Annotated in this window: 15 protein-coding genes; 4 read left to right on the forward strand and 11 right to left on the reverse strand. The window is 56.5% G+C overall.

The features are described 5' to 3' along the window. The first annotated feature begins 229 nt into the window (after window positions 1-229). Genes ACZF99_RS20465 through nagA form a run of 3 tightly spaced genes read left to right on the forward strand, consistent with a single transcriptional unit; the run spans window position 230 to window position 3,017 of the window. The gene (locus tag ACZF99_RS20465) at window positions 230-1,099 is read left to right on the forward strand and encodes a MurR/RpiR family transcriptional regulator (protein WP_483606798.1); all 870 of its coding nucleotides are present in this window, start codon (window positions 230-232) and stop codon (window positions 1,097-1,099) included. Further along, window positions 1,093-1,821 (forward strand): glucosamine-6-phosphate deaminase, encoded by a 729-nt coding sequence (gene nagB, locus ACZF99_RS20470; RefSeq protein WP_483606799.1) that lies wholly within the window; start codon window positions 1,093-1,095, stop codon window positions 1,819-1,821. Before ACZF99_RS20465 ends, nagB begins: the two co-directional genes overlap by 7 nt. Continuing rightward, complete coding sequence (gene nagA, locus ACZF99_RS20475; RefSeq protein WP_483606800.1) at window positions 1,821-3,017, forward strand: N-acetylglucosamine-6-phosphate deacetylase; 1,197 nt, start codon at window positions 1,821-1,823, stop codon at window positions 3,015-3,017. The genes nagB and nagA overlap by 1 nt, the downstream gene beginning before the upstream one ends. 91 nt (window positions 3,018-3,108) lie before the next feature. On the opposite strand, the gene ACZF99_RS20480 is transcribed toward nagA, so the two are convergent. Then, the gene (locus ACZF99_RS20480; protein ID WP_483606801.1) at window positions 3,109-4,185 is read right to left on the reverse strand and encodes a YhcN/YlaJ family sporulation lipoprotein; all 1,077 of its coding nucleotides are present in this window, start codon (window positions 4,183-4,185) and stop codon (window positions 3,109-3,111) included. 212 nt (window positions 4,186-4,397) lie between these two features. Between ACZF99_RS20480 and ACZF99_RS20485 the strand changes: the two genes are divergently transcribed. Continuing rightward, window positions 4,398-5,471: a glycosyltransferase family 4 protein gene (locus ACZF99_RS20485; protein ID WP_483606802.1), complete on the forward strand. Its 1,074-nt coding sequence runs from the start codon at window positions 4,398-4,400 to the stop codon at window positions 5,469-5,471. A 71-nt stretch (window positions 5,472-5,542) separates the two neighbouring features. Here ACZF99_RS20485 and ACZF99_RS20490 read toward each other — a convergent pair whose 3' ends face one another. The 10 genes from ACZF99_RS20490 to wecB all read right to left on the reverse strand — a co-directional run bounded on the left by ACZF99_RS20490 (window position 5,543) and on the right by wecB (window position 15,117). Next, window positions 5,543-6,613, reverse strand: a complete 1,071-nt coding sequence (locus ACZF99_RS20490) for a glycosyltransferase (protein WP_483606803.1) — start codon at window positions 6,611-6,613, stop codon at window positions 5,543-5,545. A 17-nt stretch (window positions 6,614-6,630) separates the two neighbouring features. After that, complete coding sequence (locus ACZF99_RS20495; RefSeq protein ID WP_483606804.1) at window positions 6,631-7,617, reverse strand: polysaccharide biosynthesis protein; 987 nt, start codon at window positions 7,615-7,617, stop codon at window positions 6,631-6,633. Window positions 7,618-7,661: 44 nt separating this feature from the next. Continuing rightward, on the reverse strand, window positions 7,662-8,969 hold the full coding sequence (locus ACZF99_RS20500) for a nucleotide sugar dehydrogenase (protein ID WP_483606805.1): 1,308 nt from the start codon (window positions 8,967-8,969) through the stop codon (window positions 7,662-7,664). A 67-nt stretch (window positions 8,970-9,036) separates the two neighbouring features. Then, window positions 9,037-9,996 (reverse strand): glycosyltransferase, encoded by a 960-nt coding sequence (locus ACZF99_RS20505; RefSeq protein ID WP_483606806.1) that lies wholly within the window; start codon window positions 9,994-9,996, stop codon window positions 9,037-9,039. A gap of 59 nt (window positions 9,997-10,055) precedes the next feature. Beyond that, the gene (locus tag ACZF99_RS20510) at window positions 10,056-10,463 is read right to left on the reverse strand and encodes a hypothetical protein (protein ID WP_483606807.1); all 408 of its coding nucleotides are present in this window, start codon (window positions 10,461-10,463) and stop codon (window positions 10,056-10,058) included. 124 nt (window positions 10,464-10,587) lie between these two features. Beyond that, complete coding sequence (locus ACZF99_RS20515) at window positions 10,588-11,298, reverse strand: glycosyltransferase (protein WP_483606808.1); 711 nt, start codon at window positions 11,296-11,298, stop codon at window positions 10,588-10,590. Further along, complete coding sequence (locus ACZF99_RS20520; RefSeq protein ID WP_483606809.1) at window positions 11,295-12,227, reverse strand: NAD-dependent epimerase/dehydratase family protein; 933 nt, start codon at window positions 12,225-12,227, stop codon at window positions 11,295-11,297. Before ACZF99_RS20520 ends, ACZF99_RS20515 begins: the two co-directional genes overlap by 4 nt. Then, window positions 12,220-13,050, reverse strand: a complete 831-nt coding sequence (locus ACZF99_RS20525) for an SDR family oxidoreductase (protein WP_483606810.1) — start codon at window positions 13,048-13,050, stop codon at window positions 12,220-12,222. The genes ACZF99_RS20520 and ACZF99_RS20525 overlap by 8 nt, the downstream gene beginning before the upstream one ends. Then, the gene (locus ACZF99_RS20530) at window positions 13,047-14,033 is read right to left on the reverse strand and encodes a polysaccharide biosynthesis protein (protein WP_483606811.1); all 987 of its coding nucleotides are present in this window, start codon (window positions 14,031-14,033) and stop codon (window positions 13,047-13,049) included. Before ACZF99_RS20530 ends, ACZF99_RS20525 begins: the two co-directional genes overlap by 4 nt. Next, a complete protein-coding gene (gene wecB / locus ACZF99_RS20535) occupies window positions 14,026-15,117 on the reverse strand; it encodes a non-hydrolyzing UDP-N-acetylglucosamine 2-epimerase (RefSeq protein WP_483606812.1) in 1,092 nt (363 codons plus the stop codon). Before wecB ends, ACZF99_RS20530 begins: the two co-directional genes overlap by 8 nt. Between the last annotated feature and the right edge of the window lie 3 nt (window positions 15,118-15,120).

Consider the following 15,120-nt stretch of genomic DNA (forward strand, 5'->3'; position numbering starts at 1 on the left):
TCTCGCGCTCGAAACCCGATTTTCACGCGTACTTTAAGTTTATTATGCGGCGCCCGAAAATTCAAGGAATCTGTCGCCATTTGGCGGGTTACCCTACTTGAAAACGGTTCGGAAATCCATTATGATGAAACCGTAGTATCAAAATTATTTTCACAGTTCACACAGATTTTATAAAAACAATTTTCGTTTAGCGATCAAAAGCCATACTTCCGAAGGGAGGATCATCGCGATGACACCCATATTGCATGCCGTTTCCAGCCATTTGGAGACGTTGCCGCCGCAGGAACGCAAGCTGGGCGAATACATTTTGGAAGCGCCCGCTTCCGTCATTCATCAGGGAATCACGGAGCTGGCCAACGCGTGCGGAATCAGCCCTTCGACGGTGACGAGGTTCTGCAAAACCTTCCACTTTAAAGGATTCCCCGATTTCAAAATGAAGCTGGCCTCCGAGCTGGCCCATAAACCTGCGGAGAATCACTACCAGGACATCATCGCCGGCAACGACCTGCGCAAAATCGTTGAAGCGATGGAAGCCAACCATGTGGCCTCCATCACCGACACCACCCGGCTGCTCGACATGAACCAGCTGTCCCGAGCCGTCGAGGCGTTATGCCGCGCCAAGCGCGTCGATCTGTACGGCGTTGCGACTTCCTCGATCGTAGCCCAGGACTTCTATCAGAAGTTGGTGCGCATCGGCAAGAACTGCACCGCCTTCGCCGATTCCCACATGCAGATCACCTCGGCTTCCTCGCTGGGCGAAGGCGACGTGGCGCTGGCGGTTTCGTATTCCGGGGAAACGCCGGAAACGATCGATGCCCTGCGCTGCGCCAAGGACAGCGGCGCAACCACGTTGTCGCTCACGCAGTACAGCAGCAACCGCCTCGCTACGCTGGCGGACATCCCATTATTTTCGTCATCGTTGGAGGAAGGCATGCGCCGGGGCGATATGGCCTCGCGGATCGCGCAGTTGCACGTCATCGATATTTTGTTTACGGGTATGGTCAGTCTGGAATTTCAGGACTTCATTCCCAAGCTGGAAAGCTCGTACCAGAACGTTCAAATTTACCGTAAAATCCAAGGAGGTCAACACGAATGCTGAATATTATCAAAACCAGCAGCGAGCAGCAGTTCAATGAAACCGGAGCAGGCATCATCGCCAGTCTTCTGCAATCCAATCCGCGGGCGATCCTGGGCCTGGCAACGGGCAGCACGCCGGTCGGGGTGTACGAGAAGCTGATCGAGCTCTACAAGGAAGGCAGCGTCAGCTTTAAGCAAGCCAGCAGCTATAACCTCGACGAATATATCGGGTTGCCCGCAGACCATCCCGAGAGCTATCGCCGCTTCATGGACGAGAAGTTGTTTAACCATATCGATATTGTACGCGAAAATACGCATGTGCCATCCGGAAACGCTGCGGATCCCGAGCAAGCCGCCAAGGATTACGCGAAGCTGCTGGACGATGCCGGTCAAATCGATTTGCAGTTGCTCGGCCTCGGCCATAATGGCCACATCGGCTTTAACGAGCCCGCCGAAGAGCTTACGGGTCCGCCGCATGTCGTGAAGCTGGAAGAACGGACCCGGCTCGCGAACGCACGCTTCTTTAATTCCATCGACGAGGTGCCGACGCATGCGCTGACGATGGGGATCGGCTCGATCCTGCAGGCCAAGCAAATCCTGCTGATGGCCAAAGGCGAAGACAAAGCGGAAATCATCGCCAAAGCGTTGAAAGGGCCGATTACGACGCAATGCCCGGCATCGCTGCTGCAAACTCACTCCAACGTTGTCGTTGTCGTCGACCAAGCCGCAGGGAGATTCCTGTAATGAGCGGAAACGGACGAACTTTCAACCTCGTTCACGCCGAAGTCGTTACCCCGCGCGGAACGTTCCGCGACGGCGCAGTCGCGGTTGAAGACGGCGTGATTACTTACGTCGGTACAACCGCAGGCTTGCCGGGAACCCACGCTGCCGCTGCGGACGTCGAGACAATCGATGCGGGAGGCAGCTACGTGCTGCCCGGCTTTATCGACGTGCATGTGCACGGCGGCATGCTGGAGGATTTCTCGAAACCAAGCAAGCAAGGTCTGGATGCCATCACCAAGCTGCATTGCAGCCAGGGGACCACTTCGATGCTGGCTACCACGATGACCTTGCCCAAAGCGATGATCGACGAAGTGCTGGCGGAAGTCCATCAATATATGGCCGGCAACATGCCTTATGCCCAATTGGTCGGCGTCCACCTCGAGGGGCCCTTCATAAGCCCGAAATGGCCCGGAGCGCAAAATCCCGCTCACATCGTCCCGCCTAACCGGGAATGGGTTGAAGCCTGGGACCGGCAATATCCGGGATTGATCAAGCAGGTGACGTTTGCGCCGGAACGGGAAGGGGCGCATGAACTGATCCGTTATTTGCGGAAGCAGGGAATCGCGGCGGCCGCCGGCCATACCGATGCGACTTACGAAGAAATCATCGCCGCTTATGAGGTAGGGTTAAACCACTCCGTGCATATGTTTAACGCCATGACCCCGCTGCATCATCGCAAACCGGGCACTGCGGGCGCCATCCTGAGCACGCCGGGAATCAGCGCGGAAATCATCGCCGACGGAATCCATGTGCACCCTGCGGCGATCCGGCTGCTGGCCAGCGTGAAGACCGGCAGCAACCTGATCCTCATCACCGATGCGATGTCCGCAGCGGGGCTCGGCAACGGTGATTACATGCTCGGCGACCTGCCGGTCGTCGTTAAGGACAACGTCTGCACGCTTCGGGACAGCGAAGGCACGCTGGCCGGAAGCACGCTGACGATGATCCGGGGGTTCCGTTATCTTGTGCGCGAGGTCGGGTTATCGGTGGAACGCGCGTCGGAAGCCGCCAGCGGCAATCCGGCGAAGCTGATCCGCATCGATCATTTGACCGGCTCGGTGGAGACCGGCAAGCAGGCGGACCTGCTGCTGGTTGACCGGGAGCTGGACCTCAAGCGGGTATGGATCAAAGGACGTGCTTTCCAAGCAAACGAATAAAGGATACATCTCATTCAAAAGATAAAGCGCGAGCGGCAGGGACAATCTTGTCCCGCTTCTCGCGCTTATTCGTTATTTCATTCATCTTCCTTTAACGGGTTGTTCCGCCTGTGAAGCCGGCATTCATACCACGTGCGCCGGTACCGGTCGTACCCATGGTCCCCGTCCCGTTGCCCATGCCGGCATTTGGACCTGTCGGCGCATAGCCGTTAGGGCCGGTCATCGTTCCCGTACGTCCGGGAAACACGCGGTTGATCATCGTTTCGAAATCGCTGATGAAGTTGTTCAGCGTACCGCCGCCCCGGGTTTGCGTTCCGTAATCTCCGATGCGGGAGACAAAGTCGGCGTCGCCGGACACATAGACATTGCGGATATGCGGCGCCGTTTGCTTGATGGCAGCCTCTATCCGGTTCTTAACGTCTTGGGATACGTTGTCGGTTCCCGCTCCCAAGGCCCCGTTCCCGGTGGTGAAGCCCGAAGGGGTGTTGTTCATCGTCCCGTTATTCGTACCGGTGCCATAAGCCGAAGCACCCGTACCGGTTCCGCGGTTTATGCTGGACATGCCCATGCCGCCTCCGGATCCGAACCGGTTACCGGTTGTTCCGGTTCCCAGCATGGAGCCGTTGCCGCCGCGGTTTACATTATTGTCCGCCCCGAACAAACCGCCGCGTCCGAGATCAAACAGACCGCCCGTACGGCCGTTGCCGCGAGCGAATCCGTTGTCTCCGGCGCCGCGGGTGCCGTAGTCCGCGCCATAAGGTCCGCCGACATTGGTCGTCCCGAGACCGATTCCGTTCGGACGCTGCATGCCGTACGCGGTGGTACGGCCTGTCGTGGTATTGCCGTGGAGCGTGACGCCGACATAAGCATCACGGTCGGTAACAACGACATGTGCCGTTTGGACGTCGCGGAGCTGCGCGACTTTATTGCTCAGCGCGGGACTGTAACGCAGGGAACGGATTCGCTCATCCTGCCCGTTGCCGGCACTGCGGGAGAACAGGCGATTGCCCTCGTTTAGGGAATTGACGTCATAATTGCGGTGATTGCCCCGCATGTTATGCGTCCGCACATTATTGTTGTCGGTGCCATTACCGCAACCCGCCACCAAAGCAACGCCGGCAAGCAATGCTGCGGATAACGATAAGTTAACGACTTTCGCTCCTCGCATGTAGTCATCCTCCATCCGTAATAATTGATGTATGAAACAGGACTTAGGATGCGCTAAATCCCGTTGTCGTCATACAGGTAAACATAACCGAACGACCCACCTCCCGCCTGGCTGACGGTGGGGCGAATCGCGGCAAATCAACCCACACGTCCGGTTCGCGTCACGCGTAAACTAATCGTAAGAGGCTCAATAACTTCAAGGGGTGCTAGCCCATGAAAGTGCTGTTCACGTTCTATGTTCCGAGCGGAGGGGTGGAGACCTTAAACCGCTTGCGCTGCGCTGCACTAAAAACCCGGAATATCGAGGGTCATATTATGTATTTGCGCCCCGGGTCCGGTTTAATTAACACGCAGTTGGCGAACATTCCCGTTATGGTGGGGCCTGGGGATGCCGAACTGGTTCATCGACTGCCGCAATATGATGCGGTTATAGCTACCTCGGATTACTGGATTCCGGGGAGGCTGCGCCGGCTCGGATTTCAGAAGCCGATTATATTTGAAATCCAGGGTTTGGGAACGCGGGAACAAGCGGAGCAGACGCTTCGGGAAGGAACGGAGGAAGTTCTCCGCCATTGCCAAGCTTCACTGATGCCGCCAACGCCCCATTTAATCGAGCTGGCCGCCGCGTGCTATCCGACACTGCCCAGATTCGTGTTCCCGAATCCGCTCGACACGCAGCACTTCCACTATAAGGTTCAACCGAAAAACCCGGTCCCGATCATCGCTTGGGTCGGACGGCTGGAACCCAATAAGAACTGGGAGCTGTTCCTGGAAATCGCAGCCGCACTGCACCGCCAGCGTCCGCGGACGGAAATCTGGATGTTTCTCGATTATCAGCTTCCGTCTGAGGAAACCAAAAACGCGTTTTGGCAAAACGTCAGCCGATTGGGACTTCAATCCAGCCTGAAGCTGTATCCCAATACGCCAAACCGGGAGATGCCTTTTTATTTGTCGCGGGTCGGCGATTCCGGGGGGCTGCTGATCTCCACTTCTACCCTGGAGGGCTTCGGTTACGCTGTCGCCGAAGCGTTGGCTTGCCGCTGTCCCGTCCTCACCACCGATTCGGAAGGAGTCCGTCTTTTTATTAAACATAATGAAACGGGCAAGTTCTTCCCTTATCCGCAGGTCGGCCAAGCGGTTGCCGGCGCGCTGGAGCTGATGGACTATCACGCGCAGCGGGAGAAGATCCGAAGCTTGGGGCAAAAGCATATTCACCAGTGGTTGTCGCCGCAGCAATATGCCGATTCGTTCCGCCAAATGCTGCAGCAATTAGGGGTAAATGAATGAAAACGCCAAAAGAACCTCCAGTGAATCCGGAGGTTCTTTATTCGGCAATTTTTTTTGTACAAATACATATACTAATGGGGAAACGCCGTCCCCAAAGCCTGTTTTAGTTTTTTCTCATTTTCGAGAAGCCCGGGGTCGTCCGGCAAATAACGAAGCGCCTCCCGGTTATGCTCGTAAGCTTTAGTCAAATGGCCGAGCCGGGCATAACAGAGGCAAAGCCGGCTATGCGGCAGCCAGGTCCGGGACGCGGCGTGAACGATCGCCGTCCAGTTTCCGCCATTCGCGTTCTGCAGAGCCTGAACATACCAATAGGCGGCGATGGCCCACTCCTGCCGGTCTTCCATGCATCTTCCGATGGCACAGCAGATTTCCGACTGCGGGATATCAAACCGGAGCGATTGCAGCAACACCTCCAGCTTCTCCGGTTCGCGCCCCAGCTTCTCGTAGCAATCGGCTAACCGGGCGCAGGTCAGCACCAGGTCATCCCGGTTCGCCTTAGAGTCGCGGAGAAATTCCGCAAAATGCGCCGCCGCCTCTTCAAACCGCCGGGAATCGGCCAACTCGCACGCCAGATGATAACGCAGCCGCCCTTCCAGCACGCCGCCGGCAGCCAAATAATTTTCGATGATCTTCAGATTCCGTCCGGAATGGTCTCCGGCACCGCGATGGGTAACGGTGATATCCGACAGCAGCCGTTTTCCTTCCGCGACATCCAGATATTCGTGTACGATGCCGATCCAGCGATAGTTTCGGCTTCGCTTAACCAAACGATTTCTCCGGGTAAAGGCCAAGGGGGCTCCGGTTTGCTCCTGCTCGCGAAGCACGTAATTCATCAATACCGCATCGACATCCGAAGTCAATTCGCTTTTCAATTGGAGGAACTTGGCACGATTCGGTTCGGTGAAGATATCGTCGGCATCCAACCAGAGAATATATTCGCAGGTCGCTAAGGAAAAGGCGTAATTTCGCGCGGCCGCAAAGTTATCGCGCCAGGCAAAATCATAGACTCTGGCCCCGTAAGCCGCCGCGATGTCCTTGGTTCGGTCGGTTGATCCGGTATCGACGATGACGATTTCATCCACCAAATCCGCGGCCGATTTGAAGCATACGGGAAGGCGAACCTCCTCGTTCTTGACGATCATGCATAAGCTGACGGTAATCAGTTTAAGAACCCTCCCTCCTTCAGCAGCTCGGCGACCTCCGTTTTGTTCAGCAAAGACGCATTGGAATGATATTCGGAGAACAAAGCGCGCGGCAGATTGGAATAATGGGCAACAAGCTCCTTGGAGCCGGGAGGAAGAATAACAAAATATTGGTCGCTATATTTCAGCGTATAAGGAGCTTCGTAACGGGAGACCAGCACTTCATGAAGTTTCTCCCCGGGGCGGATGCCGATCTCCTGGACGGGAATTTGGCGTCCAAGGTAATGTTCCGACAGCACCTCGGCAATGTCGACGATTCGGCAAGCCTTCATTTTCATGACGAATGTTTCGCCTCCGATCGCCGTCGTGGCCGCTTTGAGGAGCAGATCGATCGCCTGCGACAAGGTCAGGAAGAACCGGGTCATCTCCCGAACCGTTAGCGTTAAAGCTCTTCCTTCACGCAGTTGATTGATGAACAGCGGGACGACGCTGCCGTTGGTTCCGAGCACGTTGCCTCCGCGAATACAGGTAAACCGGGTATGCTCACTTAAATCGTTCGCGCGGATCATCAGCTTTTCCCCGATCGCTTTGGTCATGCCGTACGTATTCGTCGGATCCACCGCTTTGTCGGTAGAGACATCAATCACTTTAATGACCTTATGCGCGATGCTTGCCCGAATGATGTTTTCCGTTCCGAGCACGTTGGTCTTCAGCGCTTCTTCCGGCTGAAATTCGCAAACCGGCACATGCTTTAACGCCGCCAAATGAAAGACATAGTCGACTCCCTTACAGGCCGCTTCTACCGCCGCATAGTCGCGGACATCGCCGATCAGGTACCGCAAGGAGGCGTGCCCGGCAAATTCCCGCTGCATCAAAACCTGCGCGTATTCGTTTCTCGAGAAGATTCGGATTTCCCGCGGCCCCTCCTGCAACAGTCTCCTTGTCAGCATTCTTCCCCAGGATCCGGTTCCCCCGGTAATTAAAATCGTCTTGTCTTTGAACATCATTCAACCTTCCTTTCGTGACTATATTAATCGTGAATTTCCGTTTAGGAACCGGCTTTTCGCCCTGCGGATCCGGATTTTCCGCCTCCTAGCGCAACGATCCGCGCTTTGCCCTGAATGCCGGCGGCCGCATTTCGCGTATCGAACACGAACGGCGCGTACTCCATGACGTCCTCCAGCGGCAATCCGCTGTGATGAACCGCCAGCACCACGCAATCCGAAGAGGCCAATCGCTCCTCCGTTAACTCCACCGAACGCAGCTTGACGCCTCCGATCTCCGCCTCCGGAATCAGCGGGTCGTGATAATCGACCGTCGCGCCTGCGGCAATCAACAGCCGGATCAATTCGATCACGCTCGATTCGCGGATATCGGCGACATCCTCTTTGAACGTAATGCCAAGAATCAGAATTCGCTTGCCTTCAAGAGAGGGGACGTTCAATTCCTCCTGCAGCCGGGAAATGATGTAGGCCGGCATCTCGCGGTTAATCCGCGAGCTGATCTCGATAAACGAGCTGGCTGCCCCCACCTGTTGCGCTTTCCATTGCAGATAGATCGGATCAACCGGGATGCAGTGTCCTCCGACGCCGGGGCCGGGGTAAAACGCTTTGAAGCCAAAAGGCTTTGACGAGGCGGCCTCCACCACTTCCCAGACATTGATCCCCAATCGATCGCAGAGTAAAGCAAACTCATTGATGAACGATATATTGACGAAGCGGAACGTATTTTCCAGCAATTTGGCCATTTCCGCGGTTTCCGTCGAAGACACCCGTACGACGGTTCGGAAAGCCGCGCGGTACAGTTCCTCCGTCCGATCGGTGCAAGCGGGGGTAATGCCGCTGACAATCTTGGGGATATCCCGCAGCGGATAACGGCGGCTTCCGGGATTGACGCGTTCCGGAGAAAATCCGACAAAAAACTCCGTTCCCGGGTTTAAACCGCTTTTTTGCAGGAGGGGCAAAATGACCTCCCGCGTGGTTCCAGGGTAAGTAGAGCTTTCCAACGCGACCAACTGCCCGGGCCGAAGATGCTCCCCGATCCTTTCGGCGGCATCGATAAGGTAGGTCATGTCCGGTACATGCTGGTCCGTCAAAGGGGTCGGTACGCAAATAATGACCGCTTCGGCACCCGCAAGCCCCCCGAAGTCTGAAGTTACCGTCAGTTGCTGAGCTTCGACATAACGTTGGATCTTCGCTTCCGGAACGTCAGCGATGTAACTGCGCCCCATTCGCAATAGCCGCAACTTATTCTCGTCCTTGTCGAGGCCGATGACGCGAAATCCCTGGTCCAGGTAGGTTTCGGCCAAAGGCAAACCGACATAGCCCATACCGACGATGGCGATAATACGTGACAAAATCCATCTCCCCTTTCGCTTGATTTTTGACGATGGTTAGTTCAATCGCGATCCCTCCGTATCGGAATCAACCGACGATCGAACCTATCATTTGGAGAAGCTGCAGGGAACGGACGGAGGTCGAATGTTTCTCTCGGACGAACTCATATCCTTGCCGGCTGATCTTGGCCCGCAGCGATTCGTTGTTCGGATGCAGATAGAAGTGGAGTTTGGCCAGAAAGTCCCGCTCCGTGACGGCCGCAAAATGTACGCCGGATCTGAAGCCAAGCTCCCGCAAATCGGCGTTGTCGGGAGCGAGCAGCAGCGTGTTGCAGGCGGGCACCTCAAAGTATTTGCGCAGCGGATAGCGGTATATCGAATCACAGCTCAAGAAGATCTTGGCCCGGTTCACTTCAAGGGCAAAACCGCGCGCCACGGGCGCCTGGGCTTCGGAGCCGAAATTCGCATAGCCGGGGTGGTTATGGCATACGAAGCCGGGATGCCCGGACAGGGCGCTCTTCATCTTATGGCGAAGCGGGTACACCTTCGGGTTGGATGCGCCCATGAGCAGAACGTCGATATTTTTCCGGCGCCGATAGTCCCTGAACACGCCGGGCTCCACGAAATGGGGGAGCCAAAACAAACGGCCCTTGAACTCGGGATACCGTTCCCCGAACGCTTGCCGATACATCGTAAAGATGTTCGCGGACGGAAACCGGCGCAGAAACTCCCGGCGCTGCTCGGACTTGGCGTGAAGATCATGCATGATCATGCCCCAAGGCAGCTTCAACTGGGCCAGCCCATGAACTTTAGGGCAATAGGAGGCATGAAACATGTCGTTAAACAGAACGAAATCGGGCCGAAAGGGGATCCGCCGGAGAATCGCCCGTACCTCTCCGCCCCTATAATCCAAAGCCAAATCGGCATGTTTTCGCAGTTCCAATTGCATATAGTGGAAGTTTCGCTCCAGATATTGACTGAAATCCTTCGTCACGAACAAAATTTTTAGCCGCTTCATCCCTTCAAGTCCTTTTCTGTCGGAGATCAAATACTCGTTTAGCAGAAAACCTGCCCGGGACTCCCCGAGGCAGGTTTTCTGGGCCTAACCTAACCCTGTTGGGCAATGCCTGTAAAAGCTTCGGGACCGTTGCGGATAGCCGTTGTTGCCCCGGAAATAAAGGACGTATATACGGTTTCCGGAGCGGCCGGAGCCAGGAGGTCGGCGGCTATGAAAGACGTGACTTCCGTCGAAGTGGCGTTGCTGACGACGCCATCGAGCGTAAAGATGACATTGGCGGGAGCATACGTCGCACCGCGAACGATTTCGATCGTATACGTATCGCCAACATCCCCCAGAATGCCGATGACCCCTTGCAGTATGACGATCGGATTCGGAACGTTTTGCGTCTGCAGCCCAATGATCCCGAACAAAGCGGGAGTATCTGTGAGCGGCGTCCCCGGGAAACCGGGCTGGTTGGAGTTTACGGAGCTTCTGGCATCAAGAAAGACACCCATCTCTTAATCACCACCTTCTTGTAATCTAGTACAGGTTATGATCAGAGCGCGGTTTTGGTATAGACAACTTGATCAAGATAACCGCTTATTTTGTCTCTCTTGCCGAAGAGACCCGCTTCCGGCTTCATGAAGTGGCGATAAGGTGGGTCAGCGCGTCCCGGTAGCGGTTCTGGATGAACGCGATCTCCGCCGAAATGGCCGCCTGGTGGCGCAGCGTTCCCATCCCCGAATGGCGGCGATAGGAGACCAACGGCACGTTCAAATAAGGAAATGCGGCGCGGGACAGCAGCACCCGGTGCCATAAATCGTAATCGTGAGTATAAGGCAGGGCCTCATCAAACAAACCGACGCGCTCGATCAGGCTGCGGCGAATCATCACGGTGCAGCCATTAACCGGATTGCCGCCATAGAACGTATTCGCCAGTTCCCGCATCCCCAGCGGCTGCATGCCGGCATTGTATTGAGTGACCCGTCCATACTCATCGATATAATGGAAATTGGTATGCGAGATTTCGGCGCCTTGTTCCCGCATGAAATTCAACTGAAGCGCGATCTTCTCGGGCGAAAACAGATCGTCCGAACTGAGCCAGGCGACGTATTCCCCGGACGAATGGCGGATTCCGTGGTTTAGCGCGGAGGCCGTTCCGCCGTTGGCTTTGCCCAGATAATAAATATGCCCGCGATAAGGAGCAAGCCGCTCCGCATGAGCGGTCGAGCCGTCGTCAACGACAATGATCTCCGTATGCGGGTACGTTTGATTTAGCGCGCTTTGCACCGCCTGCTCGATATACGGACAGTTATAAAACGGAATAATGATACTGACGCGTGGATTCATGACGATGCGGTTCCCTCCTTGCGAAAATAGTCCAGTACCTCCTGCAGGGATCGTTCCCAAGCCACGCTCGCGCGCCACCCCAGAGCCCAAAGCGCTTGCGGGAGGAGCGGCACGTCGCTGCGGAACGCTTCTTCACCCGCTGGGGAACCGACCCGAATCTTTAAATCTGCGGCGTCCGTCAGTTGCGCGAAATCCTCGGCCAGTTCGGCCAAGCTCCTCTCCCGCCCCGAGCAAACCGGATATACCTCGCCAATCTCGCCTTTGCGCAGCATCGTTTCATAGGCGTCCACCGCGTCGCGAACGTCCAAGAAATCGCGGCGGGCGTCCGCGGCGGACAATAAGAAGGGAGGAGGGGACTCCCCTCGCTCCAAACGCACGATATGTCGAGCGAGCAGAGAGCAGATGCCCGTAGACGGCCCGGCTCCGATCAAATTGCCCGGTTCGGCGATCATGACGTTAAGGTGAAACAGCTTTCCCCATGCCAACGCCGCGGCCTCTTGCAGCGATTTGCTTAACCCGTAGGGATGGGTCGGCCGAAGCGGCCGCTCAAGTCCGAATTTGAGACGCGAGCCGGCAACAAGCACGCGGGTATCCGCCAGACCGTAGGCCTGCAAGGCATCCAGCAGGTAGAGGGTCGTCATGACATTGCTTTCCATGTAGAGAAGCGGCTCCGCCCAGGAATCCGGTACCGAGTTTTTGCCGCCCAGATGCAGCACGTACTGCGGCCGGGTCCGGTCGATCGTTCGCTTGACCGCCGCTTTGTCCGTCAAATCGCAGACCATGTACTGGACCCCTTCAATGGCGGGCAGCCCGGTTTCGCTCCGCACCAACGCAAAGACCCGGTACCCCTTGGCGGCGAAACGGAAGCTGGCGTGGCGGCCGGTAAAACCGCCGGCTCCCGTGATAAGGATCGCCGTCCCGTCACCCATGCCGTCTCATCCATTCGGCCATTTCCTCCAGCATTTGCCGAAAGGGGGGGAGAGGAACCATCGCCTCCGGACGGGTGTTCACCAGTGTCCGATCAAGCGCGGGGCCGTCGTCCGGTTCGACCTCAATGTCGCCTCTCCCCCAGATTTCCCGAAACAGCTGAAGCATCTCGTATTTGCTGACGACTTCCGGATGCGCCAGATGGATCAGTCCGGACACTGGACGATCGAGCAATAATTCGATTGTTTTGGCGAGCTGCACCGTAGTCACGCCGTTCCATTTGACCCGGCGGTACCCGGATACCTTGCCTTTTTGGCTCATGAACCAATGAAATAACCCGATGCCCTGACGTCGAACTTCCGGCCCGATGATCGAGGTGCGGATCGTCAGGTGCCCTTCGTCGCGCACTTCCCCGAGCGCCTTGGTTAAGGCGTAGGTCGTGATGCCGTCGGGTTGATCGTCCTCTCGGTAGCCGCCGCGGTCGCCGCGAAAAACGCAATCCGTGCTGATGTGAATCAGTCGCGCGTTCATTTTGTCCGCCAAATGCCGCAGCCGGTGGGGCAGAAATCCGTTGATGTGGTAAGCCATGATTTTGTCGCGGTCGGCAAACTGGTTCAGGACCCCGACCGCATTGATCATCACGTCCGGACGAACCAACTGCACGGCCTGATCGACGGCCACGATATCGCCGGCATCCAAAATCAGCGAATCGGGATCTCCGGGATCGCGCGACGTATAAAACACCCGGTGCCCTCCGTGCTCCCGGAAATGCCGCACCAGTACATGACCAGCCATGCCATGGCCTCCGAGGATCAGTATTTTCATGAAAGAAATCCTCCTTTAATCAGCATGCCGCGAATATCCTCCTTGTTCATCAGCGCATGCTCCGAGCTCAGCTCGCCGAAGGTGACGAGCGGCAAATGACCGTACCGCTCCTTCAAACCCGCAATTTCCAGCGCAGGCATAATGACCAGATACTCCTTGTCGTATACCACGGTCGTCCGGCTTTCGTATTCGCTGAGCAGCAGCTCATGAATCCGTTCCCCGGGCCGAATCCCCGACTCCACGATCGATACGTCCGCTTCTCCCGAATCCTCGATCAGCACCTCCGCCAGATCGACGATCCGGCAGGTCGGCATCAGCATGACGAAGATTTCGCCGCCCACGCTTTCCCTGGACGCCTTGAACAGAAGCTGGATCGCTTCCGGCATCGTCAGGAAAAATCGGGTCATCTTCAAATCGGTGATCCGAACCTCCTTCTTCTCGCGGATTTGCTGCTTGAACAAATGGATGACGCTGCCGTTGGTGCCCAACACGTTGCCGCCCCGGATGCATACAAACCGGGTCTGCTCCTGGAGCAGATTGGCGTATACGACCAGCTTTTCGCCGATAGCTTTGGTCATGCCGTAAAAGTTGGACGGGTTGGAGGCTTTGTCGGTAGAGATATAGAGAACTTTCTTGACATTGTTTTCGATAGCGGCTTCGATAACGTTTTGCGTGCCGACCACGTTCGTCTTCAGCGCTTCGCCGGGCTGCTCCTCGCAAATGGGCACATGCTTCAAGGCAGCCAGATGGTAGACGATGTCCACGTTTCGGCAGGCCGCCGTCAGCGCCTCCTTGTCGCGGATATCCCCAATGCGGAACGTAAGGCGCTCGTCGTCAAAGGCGCGGCTCATGGCCACCTGCGCCGCCTCACCGCGGGAATAGACGATGATCTCCTTCGGCTCCTGGGGAAGGAGCTGGCGGATCAGCTCGTATCCCCAGGACCCCGTTCCCCCGGTGACGAGAATGACTTGATCTTTAAACATTCAACTTCCCTCCAAGCACGAATTTGACCACTTTCTGCGAAACGTTCTCCTCAAGATAGCCTTCGGGGCAAGGCCACGAGCGTTCCATCCCCGCCATCAGCGCCGCCGCCTCGGCAATTCTGCGGGCGTCCACGCCGGAAACGACGTTGCTGCCGCAATCGACCGTTTCCGGCCGCTCCGTGGTTCGGCGAACCGTGACCGTCGGCACCTGCATGATGCAGCACTCCTCCTGTACGGTGCCGCTGTCCGTCAACGCGCATAACGCATGCTTCTCCAGCTTCACGAAATCAAAAAAACCGAACGGCTCATGAAACTCAACCAAAGGATGCATTTCCAGCTTCAAATCGCGTTCGATCCGCGATTTTGTGCGCGGGTGAATGCTGCAGATCAACCGCTTGGACGTAGACTCCGCTACCCGGTTTAAACCTTCCATAATGGCATGCAGGGAAGTCGGCCGATCGACATTCTCGGCACGATGGGCCGTAACGAGATAATATTCTCCTTCTTTAAGCCCCAGCCGCTGCAGAATGCCGCTCGCCTCGATCTGCGGCTCGTAATGCTTCATCACTTCATAAATCGGATTGCCGGTCAGCACGATCCGGCGGCTCGGAACCCCCTCGGCGAGCAAATGCGCTTTGCTCTGCGGAGTATAAGGCATATTGATCGTCGATACCGCATCGATGACTTTCCGGTTTTTCTCCTCGGGAACCTCCAAGTCGAAGCAGCGGTTGCCCGCTTCCATATGGATCGCCGGGTAGCCAAGCCGCTCGGCCAGCACGGCGCAAAGCGCGCTGTTCGTATCTCCCAGCAGCAGCACGCGATCCGGGCGTTCCGCTTCCAATATCCGTTCCATCCGGGCAAACATGGCCGAAAGCTGGCCGCCCAGCGTCGTTTGATGGTCTTGAAAAACATAATCCGGCTGTCTCAACCCAAGCTCCCGAAAAAAAACATCGCTGAGACTGGCCGTAAAATTCTGTCCCGTGTGCACCAGCACATGTTTGTCGGCCCACCGGTCCAGCAGCGGGATGATCCGGCTTAGCCGGATGATCTCCGGCCGGGTTCCCAAAATGGTCATGATCTTCACGGT

The sequence above is a fragment of the Paenibacillus sp. JL3B1040 genome (genome assembly GCF_057063165.1).

What these genes read in the sequence shown, in the direction of transcription:
- nagB (WP_483606799.1), top strand. Translation starts at nt 1,093, where the DNA reads ATGCTGAATATTATCAAAACCAGCAGCGAGCAGCAGTTCAATGAAACC.
- ACZF99_RS20485 (WP_483606802.1), top strand. Translation starts at nt 4,398, where the DNA reads ATGAAAGTGCTGTTCACGTTCTATGTTCCGAGCGGAGGGGTGGAGACC.
- ACZF99_RS20465 (WP_483606798.1), top strand. Translation starts at nt 230, where the DNA reads ATGACACCCATATTGCATGCCGTTTCCAGCCATTTGGAGACGTTGCCG.
- nagA (WP_483606800.1), top strand. Translation starts at nt 1,821, where the DNA reads ATGAGCGGAAACGGACGAACTTTCAACCTCGTTCACGCCGAAGTCGTT.
- ACZF99_RS20495 (WP_483606804.1), bottom strand. Translation starts at nt 7,617, where the DNA reads ATGTTCAAAGACAAGACGATTTTAATTACCGGGGGAACCGGATCCTGG.
- ACZF99_RS20490 (WP_483606803.1), bottom strand. Translation starts at nt 6,613, where the DNA reads ATGATCGTCAAGAACGAGGAGGTTCGCCTTCCCGTATGCTTCAAATCG.
- ACZF99_RS20515 (WP_483606808.1), bottom strand. Translation starts at nt 11,298, where the DNA reads ATGAATCCACGCGTCAGTATCATTATTCCGTTTTATAACTGTCCGTAT.
- ACZF99_RS20510 (WP_483606807.1), bottom strand. Translation starts at nt 10,463, where the DNA reads ATGGGTGTCTTTCTTGATGCCAGAAGCTCCGTAAACTCCAACCAGCCC.
- ACZF99_RS20480 (WP_483606801.1), bottom strand. Translation starts at nt 4,185, where the DNA reads ATGCGAGGAGCGAAAGTCGTTAACTTATCGTTATCCGCAGCATTGCTT.
- ACZF99_RS20525 (WP_483606810.1), bottom strand. Translation starts at nt 13,050, where the DNA reads ATGAAAATACTGATCCTCGGAGGCCATGGCATGGCTGGTCATGTACTG.
- ACZF99_RS20520 (WP_483606809.1), bottom strand. Translation starts at nt 12,227, where the DNA reads ATGGGTGACGGGACGGCGATCCTTATCACGGGAGCCGGCGGTTTTACC.
- ACZF99_RS20530 (WP_483606811.1), bottom strand. Translation starts at nt 14,033, where the DNA reads ATGTTTAAAGATCAAGTCATTCTCGTCACCGGGGGAACGGGGTCCTGG.